The following is an 18,598-nucleotide window of genomic DNA, read 5'->3' as shown; positions in this document are numbered from 1 at the left end:
ACACTGACTTTGCAATATCCAGACCAATCGTTGTAACGGTGCCCATCATAGCTCCTCCAGCTCTGCCCCGCGACTATAGCTGCAGCTACGGGGGGGAGGAGAGCCGTCCACCGCATCAGAAGCTGTCAGTCCTCTTCCGGAACATATTTGGCCGAAGCGGACATTCCGCTGACGAATCCCATATCGGGCGTAACCGGGCTCTCTGCTCCTGGAATCAGACGCTTGAAACTCAACGCGGCGTCGACCTTTTTGCGCCTACAAGCTGCCCTTCAGTTTGCGGGCACCGAACCGTTGGTCATGGGCCGATAAGGTACGTCGAGTGCGAATACCATGAGTTCATGCACAGTGTGATAGAGTTGATCGGTCCCGACGTCGCTCTTACTAAATACGGCGCCCAGATACGCCCAGTACAGAAGTTGCGAGCGTAACGCCGCGATCGGCCGAGGTACACCCGCGTCTATAAGCAAGCGCTGGATGTAGTCCGTGCGTTCGCGATCGATCGCATCCAGGGCCTGCGCGGCATCAACGTTGACGTCGGCCCAAGCGCGCACACGGATTTCCAATCCGTAGCGGCGTGAAAATGCGTGAAGCAAAAGCGCAGCCAGACGTTCGGCGGAATTCTCAGATTGCTCGACATCGGCGATGACCGCTTCCGTGGCCAGATGCTTCCAGTGTGCGATCACCTTGACGTGGAAATCCGCCAAGTCGGCAAAGTGCCAATAGAAGCTTCCGCGGGAAACGCCCATTTGCCGGGCCAATATGTCCACTTTCAGGCTCTCGAAGCCTTCGCGGGCGAGAGCAGAAATTGCGAAATCGATCCAATCCTGCGGGCTTAGTCTCTTGGTCATACCGGCACCATACAGATATGTATTGACAGATGCAATTTGCGCTCTACAGTAATCTCCATACACTTCTGTATGGGCTGCCGATGCGGGACATGGCGCTTCAAGCTGCAGGATTGCTCGCAATCTTCGTCGCGATCACCCATGGGGCGATCGCGGAACTGAAGGTTTTTCCGCGTGCACGGATCGGTTCGCGACCGACTGCCACTCTTCTGAGAATGGTTTGGCAGGCAAGTACTATTTCTTGGGTTGGGATCGGCATGTTGCTGATCGCCGCACCGACCTTTGAAGACCTGGCTCGGGAATGGATCGCGGCCATAGCTATCGTCGTCTATGGTTACGCCGCTATCGGCAACGCCACAGTCACCCGATTACGCCACATCGGGTGGCTCTTGATGACAACCGTCGTCGGTCTTTCGCTGGTTGGGTTCTAGCAGAGACTCCGCATTCCGACCGCGCGTTCGCCGCCTGAATGCGACGGCCGATTGGAAGGTCGTGACCGGTACGCTCGCCTGAAAAGAAGCATCCTGCCCAAACCCAAGATTGATGGCAGTTTCCGTGACATAGCCCGTGGGGGTCTTTGTGCTTCCCACAATGCAGTGGGTTGCCGAGCTAGCGCATCAGGTTACGAGCGAGACCGGCTAGACAATCCTTTGATCTAACCCGAAACATGTGACCCTAGCGAACGGTTTCGAAAGGATTTCTCTTAATGACAGCAAAGGAAATTTCAACGACGTTGGATAGCCTCGAGAAACATCTGAACGAAGGCATCGTAAACGATGCTATTGAGAACTTTTCCTGGCCCAGCCTGCACGCTCACCTGAGCGATGTCGGGCTGGATGCGGGCAACTTCGAGCACCTATTGGGACTGATCCGGCGAGGCAGCGACCTTATTATCAAACGGCCGCAGCCTAACCGAGAGGCCGCTCGCGACACGTTCTTGGCGAAGCTGAAAGCTTTCGTCGTTGAAACAGCGGGCGAGGATCGATGCGGCCTTCTTCGCGGCGAGTTGCAAACGATGATGCTGCTCGAAAGCGGTTATCGCGAGGTCCTCGCCGCCCTTGAAATCGCGCCCTCGGCTAACATGCTTCCGGAAATGCGTCTGGCATCTGTGCTCTCCCGAGCCGCTGCAAACTTTAGGGAACTCGACCGGCGTATGGCAAACGAGCAGCGTTCGCGCAAGCACATGCCCATTCAGTCGTTTCGCATACCGCTCGAAAATGGCGCGTCTGCGCCCCCGGACGGCATCCTCTCCGTCATCGTCAATGTCGCTACAGCAACGTTGATGATGGAGGCCCATCAGAACCGTTGGGTCGGCAAAGATAAGCGGTTCGAGCTACCAACCCTACCCGTGGTGTCCGAAGATGAACTTGTAACGGCTGGGCCCGTCGAAGCGCTCGCGGTTTTCTGGCGCCGGTGGGAACGGCTGGATCAACGGTATCGATATCTTGGCAATCAAGTTGTCGAGTTCACGGGGGAGGACTTGCCGGACTGGGCACCCGCCGGTGTGACAAGGGTCATACGGCAAAGCGGAATGAGCGAAACCGAGACCGCGGACTTCCTGGCCAATGAGCGATTGAATGCACGTCTGGTGCAGACCTATATGGAAATGACGCTCCAGACCAATATGCAGGACAAGGCATCGGGCATAGCCGGGCCCCTGAATCTATTGCCCGAAGCCTATACTTCGGCCGAAGAGGCACACGCGGCAGTATCGTTGTGCGAGATCTTGGGCTATCAGATCACGCACGATCATGAGCGTCCAGGTGGATTAAGGCTTGTGGAATGGCTGCGCGGCTACGCGGCCTTGAGCTGCCTAGTTCGCGAACGCTACGACGCACAGGGCGTAGGGGGGCTCCTGGTAGTGATCCCCCGCGGCGAACTCGTGCCTTTGCTGGAAACACTCGGTCTCAAGAACGGCACCGCGGATGTGTTCGTCGACCAGGCAATGCTACGCACCTCCAGTCGCGACCTGTTCGATCAGCCACTGGTACGACTGCAGGGTGGCTTCGTACTGGTGTTCGGCCCAGCTTTGCTGGGCGCAGACCCGGCTAGGACGACCCTCTCGTCCCTTGGCAGCCTCGAGATACAGTTGGAGCGAAAAGGGAAGGCGTTCGAGCGTGACATGCTCGAGTTCTTCCGTGAACAGGACCTACCTGCACATACGTTCAAAACGAAGCGAGACGGCGAGGAATACGAGTTCGACGTGATCGTGCCTTGGGGAGATTTCGTCTTCCTATTCGAATGCAAGAACAAGATGCTGTCCGGGCACAACCCCGTCCAGGCATTCCGCTTCGACCAGGGACTTCGCTCCGCTATCCATCAAGTCAATCGTCAAGCAGATTTTCTGCGGGCAAATCCCGACGTACTTCTTGATCGAGCCGAAATCGACCTTGCGGGCAAGACGCTTGTCCCATGCGTTCTCAATTCTTTGCCTTTCGCTCTGCCCGGTCCGGTGGACGGGGTCTACGTGACGGACGCCTCCGGATTGAAGCGGTTCTTCCAGGGGCGCCACGTTCATGCCATCGTACCGCATCACTTGGGCAAGGGTCGCACCTTGGCGCATAGAACTGCTCTCAAGTCGCTGTGGACCGGTGAACGCCCGACCCCACAAGACCTCTTGCGAAACCTCGATGAGCCCGTCGCGCTCACGATAACTGGAGCTCATCTGACCACGGCCGCGACATGTTTTCCCCTTGGCGGCGGTACTGTCGTCGAAGTGGAAGAATTCAGCAGAACTGAAGCCAATACGGAAAGTGTTGCCGCCCTCTTCGGCGCTGACCCTGTCATTGCTAGGCGCGGGATCGACGCAGTCGCAAAGCAGGTTCGGGAGGCTAAGGCGCGATCGGAGAAGAAGATGTTGCGCGATCAGGACCGTTCCTGGCGAAAGAAAAGAACCAAAGCGCGCTAACTAGGTATCTGGGGCTCGAACACTCGCGTCATCTGCTACACCGAAGCCAAAATTGCTGATGGTGATAGCACCGGACGAACGTACCGCCGTCATGAAACTGCCCGAACCCAAAGTCCCGACGCCGACCCTGGCCTCTTTTGCCTAAAGACAATGACGAATGCGTTCCAAACGATCAGAAAGGGGCGTTTCACGGCGGTTTCACACCCGCGACCTTCGCCATCCAGCGGCACGGGCTTCTGCTTCGAACAGAACCGCGGCAAGACGTCAGTATGAACACATGCGCATCAAGGTTACCTCACAGTTGCCCGCGCTTCTTGGCCAGGCATAGGCATCGTAACCCCTTTGCCAAAACGGCAGCTTTCGGGCGGCCGTAATAGTCTACCGAACGACCGAAATGGGCGCAGAGCTGCCGTTAAAATTTCCGGGTTCGACTCGGGCTTGAGTCCGACAACTGCTCGGTCCAGCGTGCCGGCACCCTAGGCAGCAGGCCCTGCCTCTGAGCGGCCTCCGCCTGCTTGCCGTCGAGGATCGCCTCGACGATGTCGGGCGCCAGCAGGGTCAGCCGAACGACGCGTGAGATGAAAGAGGATTGCGCTTCATGGCTGCGGCAAGCTCACTGACGCTGGCGTATTCCCCCTGATCCAGCATCCCGCCTCCACTCGAACGCCGGGAGGTCAATGGCGCCTTTCTCTATATCACTGACATACGTCGACCCATGTGGCGTCGACCAGGTCCGCGAGATGCTGCGGGGAAAGCCGGACGGCTGCGTTGGTCGCGCCGGCGGCAGGGACCACTGCATCAAACGGGCGTAAGGACACGTCGCAAAAAATTGGCAGCGGCGACGGCAATCCGAACGGACAAACACCACCGACCGGATGGCTGGTTTCAGCAACGACCTGTTCTGCATCCAGCATGCGGGCTTTGCCGCCGAAGCGATCCTTGAACTTTCGATTGTCCAGACGCGCGGTGCCGCTGGTGACAATCAGCATGGTCTGGTCGCCCACTCTTAGACAGATCGTCTTGGCGATCTGAGCCGGCTCGACGCGGTGCGCCGAAGCAGCGAGTGCTACGGTTGCTGAGCTTTCGGCAGTTTCGATGATTTCGATTTCCGGTGCTCTTGCGGCCAAGAATTCACGGACCGATTCCAGACTCATGCGACATCACACCCGATGATAACTATGCCACGGACTTAAGGGCTGGCGCTTGATCGGACAACAAGGTTGCGTGGCGTGCGGCTTTTCGCGCATTTCCCATCACCGTCGACAATGCTGTCACGCTGCCTCTCCCATTCGATCGGAAACGGCTTCATTACTGACGCGAGCGTGACATCGGCCGGTTGCTGCCCGTTGAGGATAGCATCGATCAGGTCGGGCGCCAGAAGCGTGAGGCGCAGCACCCGACTGACATAGGAGGGATTGATCCGCTCGGCGGCCGCGATGTCCTCGACCGTGGTGTGGATGCCGGACTCCAGCATTTTGCGCCAGCGGAAGCCACGGGCGATGGCCTTGATCATGGCGTTGTCGATCCGGGCACGCGGTGGCGCCCATGCTGTTGCGCCGTCTGGCACCACAACCTGCTTGCGGCCACCACGTCTGCGGAAGGTCAGCGGCACATGCACGGTGATGGTGTCACGGTCCCTGGTGACAGTCGCTGTCATGGTCACGCTGCCTTGCTGCTGTCGGTGCCGATGGTGCCCAGATCGGCAACAAGGCTGGCCAGCCCCTGCGTGCGCAGCCGGATGGCAACGCCATGGGCGGCAAGATCCACCCGCTCGACCAGCAGCTGCACGATGCGGGCCTGCTCGGCCGGGAACAGCTCGTCCCAGATCGGGTCGAGCGCGTCCAGCGCCTCGCGGACGTCGGCTTCCCGCAGGCCGTCGATTTCGGGCCGGGCCGCGCGCCACGTGCCGATGATGATTTCCGGGGCGCGCAAGAGACCGCGCAGCTGATCGATGACGGCCGTCTCCACCTCGGCGGCCGGCACGCGGCCGATCGGACAGGCATCGGCCCCGCGCTTCAGCACCGACTGGCTGACATAATAGCGATAGAGCTTGCCACCCTTTCGTGTGTGGGTCGGGGAAAACGCCGCACCATCGGGGCCGAAGATCAGGCCCTTCAGCAGAGCCGGTGTCTGCGCCCGCGTATTGCTGGCCCGCCGGCGCGGACTTGTCTGCAGGATGGCATGAACCTTGTCCCACAGGGCGCGACCGACGATCGGCTGGTGCTCGCCGGGGTAGCTTTCGCCCTTGTGCACAGCCTCGCCGATATAGACCCGGTTGTTCAGGAGCTTGTAGAGAAAGCCCTTGTCGATCAGCTTGCCGCTGCGGGTGCGCACATCCTCGGCGGCGAGGGCCTTGGCCAGCACGGTGGCCGAACCGATGCTGACAAACCGCTCGAAGATCATGCGCACGGTGGCGGCCTCGGTGGCCTCGACCACCAGCTTGCGGTTGTCGACGCGGTAGCCGAGCGGCACGATGCCGCCCATCCACATGCCCTTCTGCCGCGAGGCCCGGATCTTGTCGCGGATGCGCTCGGCGGTCACCTCGCGCTCGAACTGGGCAAAGGAGAGCAGGATGTTGAGCGTCAGACGTCCCATCGACGTGGTGGTGTTGAACGACTGCGTGACGGAAACGAACGTCACGCCATTCCTGTCGAAGACCTCGACCAGCCTGGCAAAATCCATCAGCGAGCGGCTCAATCGGTCGATCTTGTAGACCACGACCACATCGACCAGGCCATCCTCGATGTCGGCAAGGAGTTGTTTCAACGCCGGACGCTCCAGCGTCCCGCCCGAGACGCCGCCATCGTCATACGGATCACGCACCACGACCCAGCCCTCGGCACGTTGGCTGGCAATGTAGGCCTCGCAGGCCTCACGCTGCGCATGCAGGCTGTTGAACTCCTGCTCCAGCCCTTCCTCGGAGGATTTGCGGGTGTAGACGGCGCAGCGCAGTTTGCGCATGACAGCTTTGTTCATGTCCGGCTCCGATGGTTTTTCAAGCCAAAGAAGATCCAGCCATTCCAGCGCGTGCCGGTGATGGCGCGGGCAACCGAGGACAGGCTCTTGTAAGGCCGTCCCTGCCATTCGTAGCCATCGGAAATCACAGTGACGGTGTGCTCGATCCCCTGCCACTCGCGGATCAACCTGGTGCCGGCAATCGGTCGGTCATCGGCGCACTTGCGTCGCACCATCACGTTGCCGCCATCAAGCTGCTCGCCCAAGGCTTCCAGCCGCGCGATGGTCTCGGGCTTCAATCCGCCGAAGGCCAATTCCTGGATGCGGTAAGCCAGTCGGCGTTCGAGGAATCTGCGGTTGTAGGGCGGCGGCTCGCCGGCAAAAAGGTCGCGCCACCGCGCCTTCAGGGCGGCTGTGTCCATGGTCTTGAGATCGGCAAGGCGGGCGAGCACGGCGGCATCGCCGTAGCGCGCGCTTTGTGGTTCGGAGAAAATTGTCATGCGGTCCCTCCCATGCGGCGGGTCCCACCAACGCTCGCGTCGCCACCACAGTGAAGCGAACTCTTCGCAGCTCCGCCAGATAGTCTGCTTGACTGTCGGGCCCGCAGCCGAACCAGGCCGAGCGCCAGGATGGCTGCGACTTCCTCGAGCCGCTCGGGGGCGGTCATGGCCATCGGGTGTAGGGCATTCGGTCCGGTCATCTCGATCTCGTAAAGACAAGTTGGCAGATCTCTCGCCTGCCGGTGCTAGCCACGAATCGAAACGCGCTCCACAATGGGTCAAAAGCTTGCGGGGGAGAGCGAAGACAAAAGTGGAAAGAAGAACTTCCGCATTCTGCGGGCCAGCATTTTCCAGAGGCCGCGCATGACGAATCCGGCCACTGCTCACGCATTCCCCGACACAGCCCTGTCCCTGCAAGAGGCCTTGCGGAGTTTCGTGGCAGCCGATTTTTGGAAGGCTCATGAACAAGCCGCGTCGCGCCGCAAGGCATTCCCGAGAAGGATTGTCATACTTTCCGAATACGTGCATGGGCCCGAAGCGACTGCGGCAAACCGGATTGCCGCTGAGGCGCGCCAAGCTGATGGAGCGCTGAAGCAGGCCAGGCAGCGGATTCTCGACGAACTCAGGTCGCAGCTCCTGTCAGGCAAGTTGACGGCCTATGTGCGCGAGTCCTTTCCTTTCGGCCCGGTCCGGCCAATTCCGCCTGACGCCTGGAAGACCCTTAGGTTCACAGATCTCCGCTCCGGGCGCGTCAAGGGGCCAGGGCTCGAGCTTACCGGCGTCCGCATCGCGGCAGGCCCGCCCTGCCAGTCCGGCCCCGCCAAGGAGACACCGCAGTCTGACACTTCGTCGTCCGCAGACACGCCCGCCCGCAGCGAAACGCCCGCCCCTCGGTTCAGCCACAACCACAACTTCACGGTGGTGCGACTTGGGGACGACGAATTTCACTTCGGGGACATCCAAGCCGCTGTTGTCAAGGAACTGCACGCGGCGAGCCTGACGCCAGACCCGTGGTGCAGCGGCAAAGCGTTGTTGCATGGGGCGCGCTCAAAAAGCCGCAGCCTCAGCGATATCTTCCACCGGAAAACCGATCCGAGTTGGACGCGTCTGATCGAGTATCGCCACCATGGGAAGTACCGGCTGCGCCTGACCCCACCGTCGTAACCGAGATCAAAGCACCCAAGCCACCAGCTAGACCAGGCCCCGTCCGATCTGCGTCCGAGCCGCGTCCGGAGACTCTGACGGGGCTGCAAAGGCACGTTCTCCCGCGAAAGATATCGCAACAAGGAGAACACCATGACGTCCCCTCACCTCACGCAGATCGAACTGGCCAGGCGCTGGCGCATGAGCGAGCGCACGCTCGAAACGTGGCGATGGCGCAAGGTCGGACCGACCTACATCAAGCTCCGCGGCAAGGTGCTTTATCCGCTTAAGGATGTGGAGGCCTTCGAGCGCCGGCGCCGCGCCGAGACGCACTCTTCGATCCTCGGATCGTGGGAGTGAGCCGATGCTGGATAAAAAGAAAGACCCGGAAGCGCTGGCAGGCGCTGACCGGGTCGATGTCATGATGCTTGCTGGCGATAATGACACCGACACTGCTAGCGCAACGGTAGCCGACCTTCAAGTTCGGCTTATCCTGGCCCGCTACGCGCTGTCTCTCCCGCTTGCGCTCGCCCTGGCCGAACTCGCCTTTTCCTCCGGGAGGCGCCCATGATGGCCTCTCGATCGGAAGTCTGGCTGGTTTGCCCAGAGCAAGCCGAGCTTGCCTGGTTGGTCCGTCAGGGCGTGCCGACCACCGCACTGGTGCGGCCAACGGCGATCATGCTGGCAACGGGATCAAAGACCCATGACGGACTCTTTGAACACGCAGAACACGGCGAGCGCTGGATTGCCTTTGAGCAGGAGGACGACTTCGTCTTCTGGCATGCTGGTCGCAATGCGTTTGCGACCTATTCGAACCGTGCCTTCGCGCTCGGCGAGGAGGCGATCGACAATCCCGGCACCTATGCCTTCGAACGCGCCCTGAACATCTTTGCCAGCCCGCTGGACTGGCTGCGGGCCGGCCGCGACGGCATCGTCGTGCTCGACTGGAGCTGGGCTTTTGACCGGCTCCGGGATGCTCCCCGCATCGCCATCGCCGAGGGCCTGCTGCCGCTCTACAAGCGCCACATGCGCCCGGCTCGCATGCCCGAACTCTTCGTGATCTCCAGAAACAGGCAGGCCGCATGATCAACGACACGGTCACCCCGATAGCAGACCACGAGAGGCGCAGGCGGCACGAGCCGCGCTTCAGGCCGACGAGCACCACCGCGCTCATGGCAATGGAGTTTCCGCCGATCCGCTGGATCGTGCCGGGCTATGTTGCCGAGGGGCTGAGCATCCTCGCCGGCCGCCAGAAGCTGGGCAAGACCTGGTTGGCGCTGGATTGGGCGATCGCCGTCGCCAGTGGTGGCCTGGCCATGGGCTCGATCCACTGCGAGCAGGGCGATGTGCTCTACATCGACCTGGAGAACGGCCGGCGACGCATCCAGACCCGGATCAGGGCCCTGTTCCCGGACGAGCGGCAGATCCCGGACCTCTCGCGCCTCGGGTGGGTGGACAATGCCCCGCGCCTCGACGACAGCTTTCTCAAAGCCCTCGACGAGTGGCGCCTGTCGTCAGAAAACGCGCGCCTGGTCGTCATCGACGTTTTCCAACGGATCAAGCCGGCCGGCAAGCCCGCCCTCAACGCCTATGAGAACGACTATGCCGCTCTGGCCCCGCTGCAGCAGTGGGCGACGGAACGGGGCATCGCGGTCGTCTGCCTCCACCACACGCGCAAGGGCGGGGCTGATGATCCGCTCGAGGCGCTGAGCGGCTCCAACGGGCTGTCGGCCTGCGCCGACACGACGCTGGTGCTCGATCGCAATCAGAATGGCGTGTCGCTTTATGTCCGCGGCCGTGACGTCGAGGAGAAGGAAAGCGCGCTAACCTTCGTCGGCGGCTTCTGGATCGTTACCGGCGAAGCCGCAGATGTTCGCCGCTCGGACGAGCGCGGTAACATTCTGGCCGCCCTGGAAGAGGCGACCGAACCCATGTCCCCATCAGAGCTCGCAGATGTTACCGGCATGAGGAACGGTAACATTCGCAGGCTGCTCTACTCGATGCTGAAGGCCCAGGAAGTGCAGAAATCCGGGCGTGGCCGCTATCTGCACCCAAAGAACGGCGCTCAATGAGCACCAGATCGCGTACCCCGGTAACATCGGTAACATGGTAACAATCGCATAAAAGAGCCCGCGACGAGAGCGCCAAAGTTACCTTGTTACCGATGTTACCGGGTATATCGTCCTCTTGCAGGCAGCGCCTATAACGGTCCCGACATTCCCCACGTCCCCCCTTCCGCCGGCCGAGTGTAAGCCAAAGCCGACTTCGGTGAATACGATCACTGGTCGACGTATGCGCGTCTGCGCGAACGCGGGCGATCTTCGTATCATTGTGCGACGAAGACGAAGAAGAGATGCATAGCGCCAGAAGCCGCTCCTCTCTGCGAAGTCTGCACATGTCCCGATTGGGGCCGGGAGCGGTCCGTCAAGTTTCGATTGGCGGCAAGCTGCCGTTCAGCAACCGACCCCTCGCAGTCATCTGAAATCGATAGCGCTACGACCCCAAAGCGGCCATGCAGTTGATTTTTGACCGAGCTGGGAATGCACTTTTACCGAAGGCAATCTGTCGAGATATCAATATCTCGAACACAACATCCTATGAATCCAAATAATCTATCAACTCTAGTAAGTTGCTCTGAAGGCAACTACAGGACTTGATTCGTGCCTATACGCGGTCAAAAACGTTGGGGCAGCAAAAGGGGGATTCGATGGTCGATAGTGTGGTTCAGGTCGCGGTTCACGACCTGCGGCGCAAGGGGCCTGCCGACTTTGAGACCATCTTGGGAAAGGACCAACTGGATGTTTCCGAGACGGTAGTGCGTGTCGTCAACGATCTCCACACGCTGTATGCGAACAGAGCCTCGAAGGCACATGGACGGTTTTCGGAAAACGTCGAAGATTACCCGGCCCAGACATTCATCGCCGACTTTCAGAAGGGCGTCCAAGACTTCGCGACACTCACTCAAAAGCTAATGACCACCCTGACCACCCAGGCGCGTCGGAAGGCCGGAGCGACAGGCGGCCATGTCTTGTTTGCCCATATCGAAAAGGATGGCCATGTCTTCTTGATGGTTGCCATCATCAACGACAAACTTGGTGCGGCTCTCACGAACGATCTCGATATCGCCGACGTCAAACATCTCGATCTCGACGGGTTCCGGTTCGCCGGTCGGGTGAACATAACAGCGTGGCTGAATGACGCGGACCGCTACATCGGCTTTCTGAAAGGAAAGGGAGACGTCGCCGAGTACTTCAAGGAATTTCTTGGTTGCGACACCACCGTGCAAGACAGGGAAGATACCAAGACCCTCATCCGCGTACTGGAGGATTTCGCAGACCCTGCGAAAGGCGTGGTCAAGGATAAGCAGGCTTTCCTGCAGAAGGCATACGATATCTGCGAACGGCATATCCGTGACGGAGTTCCACTCGATTTTGAAGCCTTTGCGAACGAACTCTTCCCGGAAAAGCCAGGCCACCTGGCGAAGGCGCTGGGTGACCCGGACGTTGCGCTAGGGGACGGGTTCGTTCCGAACAGGCGCGCCCTCAGGGCGATGGTAAAGTTCACGGCCAAGACGCCGCTGTGGTCCATGGAATTCGACCGACGCGCTCTGGCCGAGGGTAAGATCGTTTACGATCCCGACAAGAAGACGGTAACGTTCACCGAGTTGCCAGATCAACTAGTGCAGGAACTCGAACGCGATCGGGAGTAGGATGTCGATGATCACGTTTGATCAGTTAATCCTATTGTACAGGAACACGGCCTTCTCTGCCGACGGATCGGTTAATCGTCTTCACATCCGAGACCACTCCGTCCTCGAGACGCTGAAGTTGATAGACACAGATGACGGCGCCTTCAAAGATTCGGGCATTACTATCCGCGACTCATCGGATCAATTGGTCCTCAGCGGGACGATTTCCGTGGAGATTTCGCCGCCCCGTTCAGGTCTCGGTTCGCTCGCACGGAATGTGGAGGGTCTGCTTGCAGCCCCATCGCACCGCATCAAGGAGCCATCACGGTTCTATTTGTTTAGCGAGCGCTTCGCCTACAACGACGCGGATGTTCCAGAGTCAGTTGTGAAGTACCGGAACACGCAGAGACTCATCAGGGCACTGTCAGAGGCGGCGGCGCTCGTTGACCCATTTCAGGCTGAAGCTATCTTCCTGGGACCTGGTCGGCTGCGCATTCCGTTCCTCTACAAGGCAACCGATCTCAATGAGGTGAAGCCGGCCGTAGTCGATGAGCTCGAAGACTTCGTATTCGAGAAAATTCACAAGGATCAGAAAACGGCCATTTTGGCCTCGAACGTCATTGAGCTATGCCGACATCAGCCCGAGACCGAACGCTTCAGGTTTCTGCTCACACATCTGCGTGAACTCGTTTCGAAGACCCAGGACGGCTACAAGCTGTTCGCCTCAGAATTCTCCTATGAGAAAATAAAAAGTAAGACTGAGGAAGCCATCAACGAATATACCAACAAAATTCACAAGACCTTCCACGACATCCAAAACCAGGTCATGGGCGTCCCGGTAGCGACGATCATCATTGCGACACAGCTCAAGACCGCAACGACGTGCGGAGTAGAATTCTGGGCGAACCTCGCGATTTCGATCGGTGCAACACTTTTCGTTCTACTCCTGTCAGTCGCGGTCTACAATCAGCTTATGACTTTGAACAACATCGAAGGCGATCTTCGGCGGCAAAAAGAGAAGCTTAACAGGGAATACGCCACGGTTGCGGATCAGTTTGTACCTCTCTACATAAAGCTTGGCACCCGCATCATTATACACCGGTGGATCATGCGATTGATTATAATCGCTTGCTGGTCGGGTGTAGGTCTGACTTGGTGGATATTCCTGCGCCTTTCGACACCCGAGCCCTGGGCGTGCTTCTAGCCGCCAGTTCAGCTCGGGCCCTGCTATGCTCAAGCTGCGATGGCGTCCGCCTATAACGCGACCACGCCGATCGGATGCGCGAAACGAACGGCGGAGCCATTTTGCGAACCGTTTGGGGGCCGAGAACGGACTGGCAGCCACGAGATGATGTTGGCGAGAAGCGGCCGTTCCATCGTTCACCTAAAGTGAGCTGTTCCAGGCTGCTCGCACCAGATTCAGAAGCAATCCTTCACCGAGTCAACGACGGGGGACTCGCCCCTCTTGCCTGCATTCGTCATAGTGAGCAGATTCGCTAGAAAACACGCTTGGAATCTTTCAAAATCCGGATTGGGAGTAGCATAGACGAGCGTGTCAGCCGATCGCTCAAAGCGATCAAGGATTTCAAAGGTCTAATACAGCTAGAGAAGAACGTTCGCGAACGAGTGGTCTTCGATGAAGAAACTTCCGCGGCATTTAAGGAGCGCGGCGAATTCATCGCCCGCAGGATGATTTCGGAGCGGACTGGTCTTGATCTGAGCGAACTGACGCCTGCTGAGGAAAAGATCGTTCGCGCCGTGAGCGAGTATCTGGCGATCAAGCAACGCGAGGGTAGCAATGCGAACCGCACGCTTGATCAGCTTCGCAATCGCGGATTAATTGAGGCGGCAGAGACCGCGGTAGCAAAGTCGAAGCCGACGCAGGGCTATGAAACCCTGCATCGCGAGGATCTGGATGATCTCTCATACGAGAAGATCGTCATCGATCACCCGGAGGAGTTTTCGCCGCGAGCATTGTGGTATTCACGGCGCACACTGGGACTGGCCAACGCGAGCGAGAAGCCGCCCGCCCGTCCCGCGATACCGGCGCAAATTCGCACCGAGGAGCTGTTGAAGTGGCTGGGCGCTCGAGCAGCCGCAAACGGCGGCCACATCTCGCACTTCGCGAATGCCGATGCGGCCGCGACCCTCGGCATGACCGACATGGCGCGCCATGGCCGCGTATACGGAAACATTCAGTCTAGGCTGGATTTTGCTTGCTACCGCCTAGGTCTGCCGCCGCTTGGACTGACGGCAGCGGCCCCGTTTACTGAGGCCTGGCAACAGGAGGACCGATCATGGCCGTTTCCCGTGCAGGCAATGCAACGCGTCGCACAGTCGTTTCGTTGGCAGCAGCATGACTTTGAGCGCCTGGTCCTAGAGACGCAAAAGCTACCGGGTCAGGCGCATCTGCTTTGGAAGGCGGAGCTTACCGGGAATGAAATCGCCGTTCGCGCTTGGGCGGAAGGTCTCGAAGATGGACCGGGCGAGTCGGTTGCGACGCCGCCCGCCGCGCCGGAAGTGCCGTTTCTTAACCCCGCCCCGACGCCCGAAGAGGAAGAGGTCGGAGACGAACTGCCCGTTCCTACAGACGGCCCATACTGGGTGCTCGTGTGCAATCCTGCGAAATGGGCAATCGACAAGTTTCTCGAAAGTGGTGTGACTGCCGACACTTGGGGAGTCCGTCCCAGTGACGCATCGAAGTTTGGCGCGGGACAGCTCGCCCTTGTCCGTGTTGGTGTGGATCGCCGCAGCGCTGCGGACCGGGATGGCCGTGAGCCGCTCGAGCCCGGCATCTACGCCTTGTGTGAAATCGAAGGACCATCCTTCGCCGGCACTGGCGCGAACGGTGCTTTTTGGGCGGCTGACGCAGGACGTGATCCGGGATGGCCCACAGTCGGCGTTCGCTATCTGCGCAACTACCTTGCGCAACCGCTCACCATTGAGCGGTTGCGGGAAGAGCTGCCGGGCCTGTCCCGTTTGTTGCTCGACGGTTTCCAGGCGGCATCGTTTCCAATTTCTGCGATTGATTTCCAAGCGGTGCTTGACCTGCTCGGTGAGGATCAGGACGCGATTGCCGCGGAAGTTGCCCAAGACGGTGCTGACACGCTTGATCGGCTTGCGGAGCTAGAAAGCAAGTTCCTGCACGCCAGCCCAGAGGTGAGAATCCGAATCAGTAAAGGTATCGAACGTGGACCGATCGGCACGGAGGTAAAGCGCCTGAACGCCTTCCGTTGTCAGCTGTGCGAGGCTTTGGGTCGCAATCCCTTTGGCTTTACGAAGCGAAACGGCGAACCCTATGTCGAGGCCCACCACGTCATGCCGGTGCACCGCAAGGAGATCGGTTCACTTTCCGCGGCCAACATCGTCACGCTCTGCGCGAACCATCACCGGGAGGTCCACTACGGCGATGTAGACTTTGCGATCGGCGAGCAGCACTTCACCTTCACCATTGACGGTAAGGACGTGACGATCCCTCGCGCGAAGGTGAAACTACGGATTGGCATTCTCGCGTACGGTTCGCTGATCACCGATCCCGGTGAAGAGCTGGAGCGAGTCACGATCGCTACGACACGAGATGTCCTGACGCCGTTCGCAGTCGAATACGCGCGGTCAAGCCGCGGACGGGAAGGAGCACCGACGCTCGTGCCTGTGGTGAGCGGCGGAGCTCGGGTGAAGGCCTGGATTTACGAGGTCGATGCCGATGTGAAGACAGCGTGCGATATCCTCTATCGGCGCGAAATAGATGCTATCGGCAGCGGCAAACCCTACAGCGAGCCCGAAACCGGCGACCTGAAGCGTGTCGCGATAGAACGTCATGTTGGCCTTGGCGGTCTGCACGTGGTGCTATCCACAAAACTTGCCCAAACCATCACGCCGCTAACGGCAGAGCGCCTCGCGGATCTGGCCATTGACAGCGCGCGCAAGCTGAAAAATGGCCGCGACGGGATCTCTTATTTGATGAACGCTACCAGGAACGGGATCGAGACGCCGTTGTCCGCCGCCTACGCCAAGGAAGTCATGCGACGGCTTGGCGTCGCCGACCTCGCGCAAGCGGTCAAGGCGATACACCGCTCGGAATAGGAAGCAATCCGAGCAATCAGAGATTGGATGTCAAGACCGTATGAGCGACGAAGATTGGCTCGATGCTGACATTGCAGCGATGGATCTGGACTACGCGAAAAGGCTGGCCTTCAGATTTACCGCAATTACACGCAATCGTTTGAAACCCATACAATCAAGAAGCTCGTGGAGGTCTTCGACCGCGAGCCGCTTGATCTCACCGACTTCGAGAAGATGGCTACCCCCGTAACATCGGTAACATGGTAACAATCGCCGAAAAGAGCCCGCGACGAGAACACCCAAAGTTACCTTGTTACCGATGTTACCGGGAATATCGTTGCCTCCAGGCAGCGCATTTAACGGTCCCGACATTTCCAATGTCGCCCCTTCCGCCAGCCGAGTGTAAGCCAAAGCCGACTTCGGTGAATACGAACACTGATCGACGTATGCGCGTCTGCCGCCACGATCGCGCGAACGCGGCGATCTCCATATCGTTGTGCGAAGTGATGCATAGCGCCAGAAGCGGCTTCTCCCTGCGAAGGCTGTGCAGGTTCTATTGGGGTCGGCAGCCGACAATGTCAGGCCGCATTCAAGTCCCGCACCTTCTTGCGGCCTACCGACCTCCAAATCAGTCGGCACTCCAGGAGTCAGACAAAGCTCAAGTCAGGACTCCCAAACGCAATACATGCGGCAATCCATCCACACCGCCTAGTCACCTATCAGGCCATCGAACACTTCAAGCATGGCATCGCTGATCGCCTTGCCAAGCGCGGCGGCAGTCTCCGTCAGGGCTTCTTCCTTCATGTCACGAGCGGCAATCGCAAAGGCGGCCCCTTCTACCGTCACGATTTCCTGCGCCCGCTGAATCGCCCACAGGGCGAAGTCGCTACGGTTGCTGATTTCCACGGTTTCCATGTTTTCTCCTGATTTGTTCGGGTGGATGCCTTATAGCGACTTTGACCGACGATGCAGTCTGGAGAATCGTTTTGAGCATGAGCTCGAGATAAGCGAATGGCGCAGCAGTTCGATTTGTTTGTTTCGCAAGCGACGGCTCCTGCAAAGGCGGCTGGTTCATCGGCGATGAAACAGCAACCATCGCCTGTGTTGAGTGAAGACGACATGGTGCGGCACCTCCAGGCGACCGGCCGCTACCGCATCTTGAAAAAACTCGAGCCTCGTTCTGTCACCGCGGCCGCGCGAGCTGGATTTCCCTTGAGGGGCGTGATCGTCGACACCGAGACCACCGGCCTCAATCATCGCAAGGACGAGATTATTGAGATCGGCATCATTGCCTTCACATTTGATGAGGCTGGTAATCTCGGCGATGTCATCGGCGTCTACGGTGGCGTGCAGCAACCGAGCATTTCGATCCCACCGGAGATCACGCGTCTGACCGGCATAACCGACGACTTGGTGGCCGGCCAGATGATCGATGTCCACCAGCTTCGCGCCCTCGTCGAACCCGCTGATCTCGTGATCGCCCACAACGCCGGCTTCGATCGGCCGTTCTGCGAAACCTTCTCACCCATCTTCGCGGGAAAGGCCTGGGCCTGCTCGGTCTCGGAAGTCGATTGGGCGTCTCGCGGCTTCGAGGGCACCAAGCTCGGTTATCTGGTCGGGCAAGCGGGCTATTTTCATAAGGGCCACCGGGCCGTCGATGATTGTTTTGCGCTGCTCGAGGTTCTTGCGCAGGACGGGGGAGAGCTGGCGCGCTCGCCGTTTGCCGAGCTCTACGCAGCCAGTCAGCGATCATGCGTTCGAATCTTCGCGGCAAACAGCCCGTTCGACATGAAGGACCATCTGAAGGCGCGCGGCTATCGCTGGTCGGATGGCAGTGACGGCCGGCCGAAATCCTGGTGGATCGAGCTTGCGGAAGACGCACTCGAGAACGAACTCCGCTACCTGCGCTCGGAAATCTATCGCTGGGATGAAGCCGACCCACCGGTCAGGCGCCTTACCGCATTTGACCGCTTCAAAGACTGACAAGCTATCTGCTATCTGCCTCACGCAATGGCGTATGGCTGGACCGCGATGCAAGCCTCCGGTCCCGCAACGCATATAGACCCGTTCGGCATCGTGTCTTTTCTCAGCAATGATGGCTTTGGCCGAAGCATAGCACTTACCCAACACCCGTTCGGCCCGCGCCAGCAGGCTGGCGTTCCGCCTTAATGCCAGCATGACTTCGTCCGCGTCGATCGGCGCTTGCACATGCCAGTCCCGAGCCGACCTCGAGCATACCGGCAAGCACCACTGCAGCATGGAGATCGGAATCGCGCACGCCGCCAACGCCGTTGGAGCGTGATCTGAGGATCACCTCTTCGGCGACCGGTCCAGCTCGAATAGCGGAATGGGGCGCGTTGCCGCCCGGCAGCTTGGGGGCCGAGGAACGAACCCGCTGCGCGGGATGGGCGCGCGCGGTGGGGTAGAGGTCACGGGCCGGCCCCCGCGCCCGCATTGAACGTCGTCCGGCTGGGGCAGAGCATCTCGGGCTTCTTCA

Annotated in this window: 17 protein-coding genes; 11 read left to right on the top strand and 6 right to left on the bottom strand. The window is 59.6% G+C overall.

The annotated features are described in order from the left end of the window. Window positions 1-269: 269 nt before the first annotated feature. Window positions 270-848, bottom strand: coding sequence for a TetR/AcrR family transcriptional regulator (locus ABLE86_RS22600; protein ID WP_348781246.1), 579 nt, complete (start codon window positions 846-848; stop codon window positions 270-272). Between the two features lie 29 nt (window positions 849-877). Here ABLE86_RS22600 and ABLE86_RS22595 point away from each other — a divergent pair, with 29 nt between their 5' ends. Next, the gene (locus ABLE86_RS22595; protein ID WP_348781245.1) at window positions 878-1,276 is read left to right on the top strand and encodes a hypothetical protein; all 399 of its coding nucleotides are present in this window, start codon (window positions 878-880) and stop codon (window positions 1,274-1,276) included. Between the two features lie 275 nt (window positions 1,277-1,551). After that, on the top strand, window positions 1,552-3,753 hold the full coding sequence (locus ABLE86_RS22590) for a nuclease-related domain-containing protein (RefSeq protein ID WP_348781244.1): 2,202 nt from the start codon (window positions 1,552-1,554) through the stop codon (window positions 3,751-3,753). A gap of 695 nt (window positions 3,754-4,448) precedes the next feature. On the opposite strand, the gene ABLE86_RS22585 is transcribed toward ABLE86_RS22590, so the two are convergent. Genes ABLE86_RS22585 through ABLE86_RS22570 form a run of 4 tightly spaced genes read right to left on the bottom strand, consistent with a single transcriptional unit; the run spans window position 4,449 to window position 7,208 of the window. Beyond that, a complete protein-coding gene (locus ABLE86_RS22585; protein WP_348781243.1) occupies window positions 4,449-4,907 on the bottom strand; it encodes a YbaK/EbsC family protein in 459 nt (152 codons plus the stop codon). A 35-nt stretch (window positions 4,908-4,942) separates the two neighbouring features. After that, entirely contained in the window at window positions 4,943-5,410 is a 468-nt protein-coding gene (locus ABLE86_RS22580) for a hypothetical protein (protein ID WP_348781247.1), read from the bottom strand. A gap of 2 nt (window positions 5,411-5,412) precedes the next feature. After that, window positions 5,413-6,729: a recombinase family protein gene (locus ABLE86_RS22575; RefSeq protein ID WP_348781242.1), complete on the bottom strand. Its 1,317-nt coding sequence runs from the start codon at window positions 6,727-6,729 to the stop codon at window positions 5,413-5,415. After that, on the bottom strand, window positions 6,726-7,208 hold the full coding sequence (locus ABLE86_RS22570) for a DUF2924 domain-containing protein (RefSeq protein ID WP_348781241.1): 483 nt from the start codon (window positions 7,206-7,208) through the stop codon (window positions 6,726-6,728). Before ABLE86_RS22570 ends, ABLE86_RS22575 begins: the two co-directional genes overlap by 4 nt. Before the next feature lie 273 nt (window positions 7,209-7,481). On the opposite strand from ABLE86_RS22570, the gene ABLE86_RS22565 reads away from it, so the two are divergent. From ABLE86_RS22565 to ABLE86_RS22530, 8 genes are all read left to right on the top strand, one after another. After that, window positions 7,482-8,372 (top strand): hypothetical protein, encoded by an 891-nt coding sequence (locus ABLE86_RS22565; RefSeq protein ID WP_348781240.1) that lies wholly within the window; start codon window positions 7,482-7,484, stop codon window positions 8,370-8,372. A 132-nt stretch (window positions 8,373-8,504) separates the two neighbouring features. Next, the gene (locus ABLE86_RS22560; protein WP_348781239.1) at window positions 8,505-8,711 is read left to right on the top strand and encodes a helix-turn-helix domain-containing protein; all 207 of its coding nucleotides are present in this window, start codon (window positions 8,505-8,507) and stop codon (window positions 8,709-8,711) included. A 4-nt stretch (window positions 8,712-8,715) separates the two neighbouring features. Beyond that, a complete protein-coding gene (locus ABLE86_RS22555) occupies window positions 8,716-8,922 on the top strand; it encodes a hypothetical protein (RefSeq protein ID WP_348781238.1) in 207 nt (68 codons plus the stop codon). After that, window positions 8,919-9,437, top strand: a complete 519-nt coding sequence (locus ABLE86_RS22550) for a hypothetical protein (RefSeq protein ID WP_348781237.1) — start codon at window positions 8,919-8,921, stop codon at window positions 9,435-9,437. The genes ABLE86_RS22555 and ABLE86_RS22550 overlap by 4 nt, the downstream gene beginning before the upstream one ends. After that, window positions 9,434-10,423 (top strand): AAA family ATPase, encoded by a 990-nt coding sequence (locus ABLE86_RS22545; protein ID WP_348781236.1) that lies wholly within the window; start codon window positions 9,434-9,436, stop codon window positions 10,421-10,423. The genes ABLE86_RS22550 and ABLE86_RS22545 overlap by 4 nt, the downstream gene beginning before the upstream one ends. Before the next feature lie 635 nt (window positions 10,424-11,058). Next, window positions 11,059-12,060 carry a nucleoid-associated protein gene (locus ABLE86_RS22540; RefSeq protein WP_348781235.1) on the top strand — a complete coding sequence of 334 codons (1,002 nt, stop codon included), beginning with the start codon at window positions 11,059-11,061 and terminating at the stop codon, window positions 12,058-12,060. Window positions 12,061-12,067: 7 nt separating this feature from the next. After that, entirely contained in the window at window positions 12,068-13,243 is a 1,176-nt protein-coding gene (locus ABLE86_RS22535) for a hypothetical protein (RefSeq protein ID WP_348781234.1), read from the top strand. A gap of 305 nt (window positions 13,244-13,548) precedes the next feature. Further along, window positions 13,549-16,122: a hypothetical protein gene (locus ABLE86_RS22530; protein ID WP_348781233.1), complete on the top strand. Its 2,574-nt coding sequence runs from the start codon at window positions 13,549-13,551 to the stop codon at window positions 16,120-16,122. A gap of 687 nt (window positions 16,123-16,809) precedes the next feature. Here ABLE86_RS22530 and ABLE86_RS22525 read toward each other — a convergent pair. Continuing rightward, window positions 16,810-17,016 carry a hypothetical protein gene (locus ABLE86_RS22525; RefSeq protein ID WP_348781232.1) on the bottom strand — a complete coding sequence of 69 codons (207 nt, stop codon included), beginning with the start codon at window positions 17,014-17,016 and terminating at the stop codon, window positions 16,810-16,812. Between the two features lie 96 nt (window positions 17,017-17,112). On the opposite strand from ABLE86_RS22525, the gene ABLE86_RS22520 reads away from it, so the two are divergent. Next, window positions 17,113-18,084 carry a 3'-5' exonuclease gene (locus tag ABLE86_RS22520; protein WP_348781231.1) on the top strand — a complete coding sequence of 324 codons (972 nt, stop codon included), beginning with the start codon at window positions 17,113-17,115 and terminating at the stop codon, window positions 18,082-18,084. Window positions 18,085-18,598 lie beyond the last annotated feature (514 nt).

Origin of the sequence: Mesorhizobium sp. KR2-14 (assembly GCF_040049255.1) — a bacterium.
Lineage (GTDB): Bacteria > Pseudomonadota > Alphaproteobacteria > Rhizobiales > Rhizobiaceae > Pseudaminobacter.
The sequence above is the reverse complement of the archived record's forward strand: the minus strand, read 5'-3'. Positions and strand labels throughout refer to the sequence as shown.

Coding starts and splice junctions, on each gene's coding strand:
- ABLE86_RS22600 (WP_348781246.1), bottom strand. CDS start 848: ATGACCAAGAGACTAAGCCCGCAGGATTGGATCGATTTCGCAATTTCT.
- ABLE86_RS22595 (WP_348781245.1), top strand. CDS start 878: ATGCAATTTGCGCTCTACAGTAATCTCCATACACTTCTGTATGGGCTG.
- ABLE86_RS22590 (WP_348781244.1), top strand. CDS start 1,552: ATGACAGCAAAGGAAATTTCAACGACGTTGGATAGCCTCGAGAAACAT.
- ABLE86_RS22585 (WP_348781243.1), bottom strand. CDS start 4,907: ATGAGTCTGGAATCGGTCCGTGAATTCTTGGCCGCAAGAGCACCGGAA.
- ABLE86_RS22580 (WP_348781247.1), bottom strand. CDS start 5,410: ATGACAGCGACTGTCACCAGGGACCGTGACACCATCACCGTGCATGTG.
- ABLE86_RS22575 (WP_348781242.1), bottom strand. CDS start 6,729: ATGAACAAAGCTGTCATGCGCAAACTGCGCTGCGCCGTCTACACCCGC.
- ABLE86_RS22570 (WP_348781241.1), bottom strand. CDS start 7,208: ATGACAATTTTCTCCGAACCACAAAGCGCGCGCTACGGCGATGCCGCC.
- ABLE86_RS22565 (WP_348781240.1), top strand. CDS start 7,482: ATGGGTCAAAAGCTTGCGGGGGAGAGCGAAGACAAAAGTGGAAAGAAG.
- ABLE86_RS22560 (WP_348781239.1), top strand. CDS start 8,505: ATGACGTCCCCTCACCTCACGCAGATCGAACTGGCCAGGCGCTGGCGC.
- ABLE86_RS22555 (WP_348781238.1), top strand. CDS start 8,716: ATGCTGGATAAAAAGAAAGACCCGGAAGCGCTGGCAGGCGCTGACCGG.
- ABLE86_RS22550 (WP_348781237.1), top strand. CDS start 8,919: ATGATGGCCTCTCGATCGGAAGTCTGGCTGGTTTGCCCAGAGCAAGCC.
- ABLE86_RS22545 (WP_348781236.1), top strand. CDS start 9,434: ATGATCAACGACACGGTCACCCCGATAGCAGACCACGAGAGGCGCAGG.
- ABLE86_RS22540 (WP_348781235.1), top strand. CDS start 11,059: ATGGTCGATAGTGTGGTTCAGGTCGCGGTTCACGACCTGCGGCGCAAG.
- ABLE86_RS22535 (WP_348781234.1), top strand. CDS start 12,068: ATGATCACGTTTGATCAGTTAATCCTATTGTACAGGAACACGGCCTTC.
- ABLE86_RS22525 (WP_348781232.1), bottom strand. CDS start 17,016: ATGGAAACCGTGGAAATCAGCAACCGTAGCGACTTCGCCCTGTGGGCG.
- ABLE86_RS22520 (WP_348781231.1), top strand. CDS start 17,113: ATGGCGCAGCAGTTCGATTTGTTTGTTTCGCAAGCGACGGCTCCTGCA.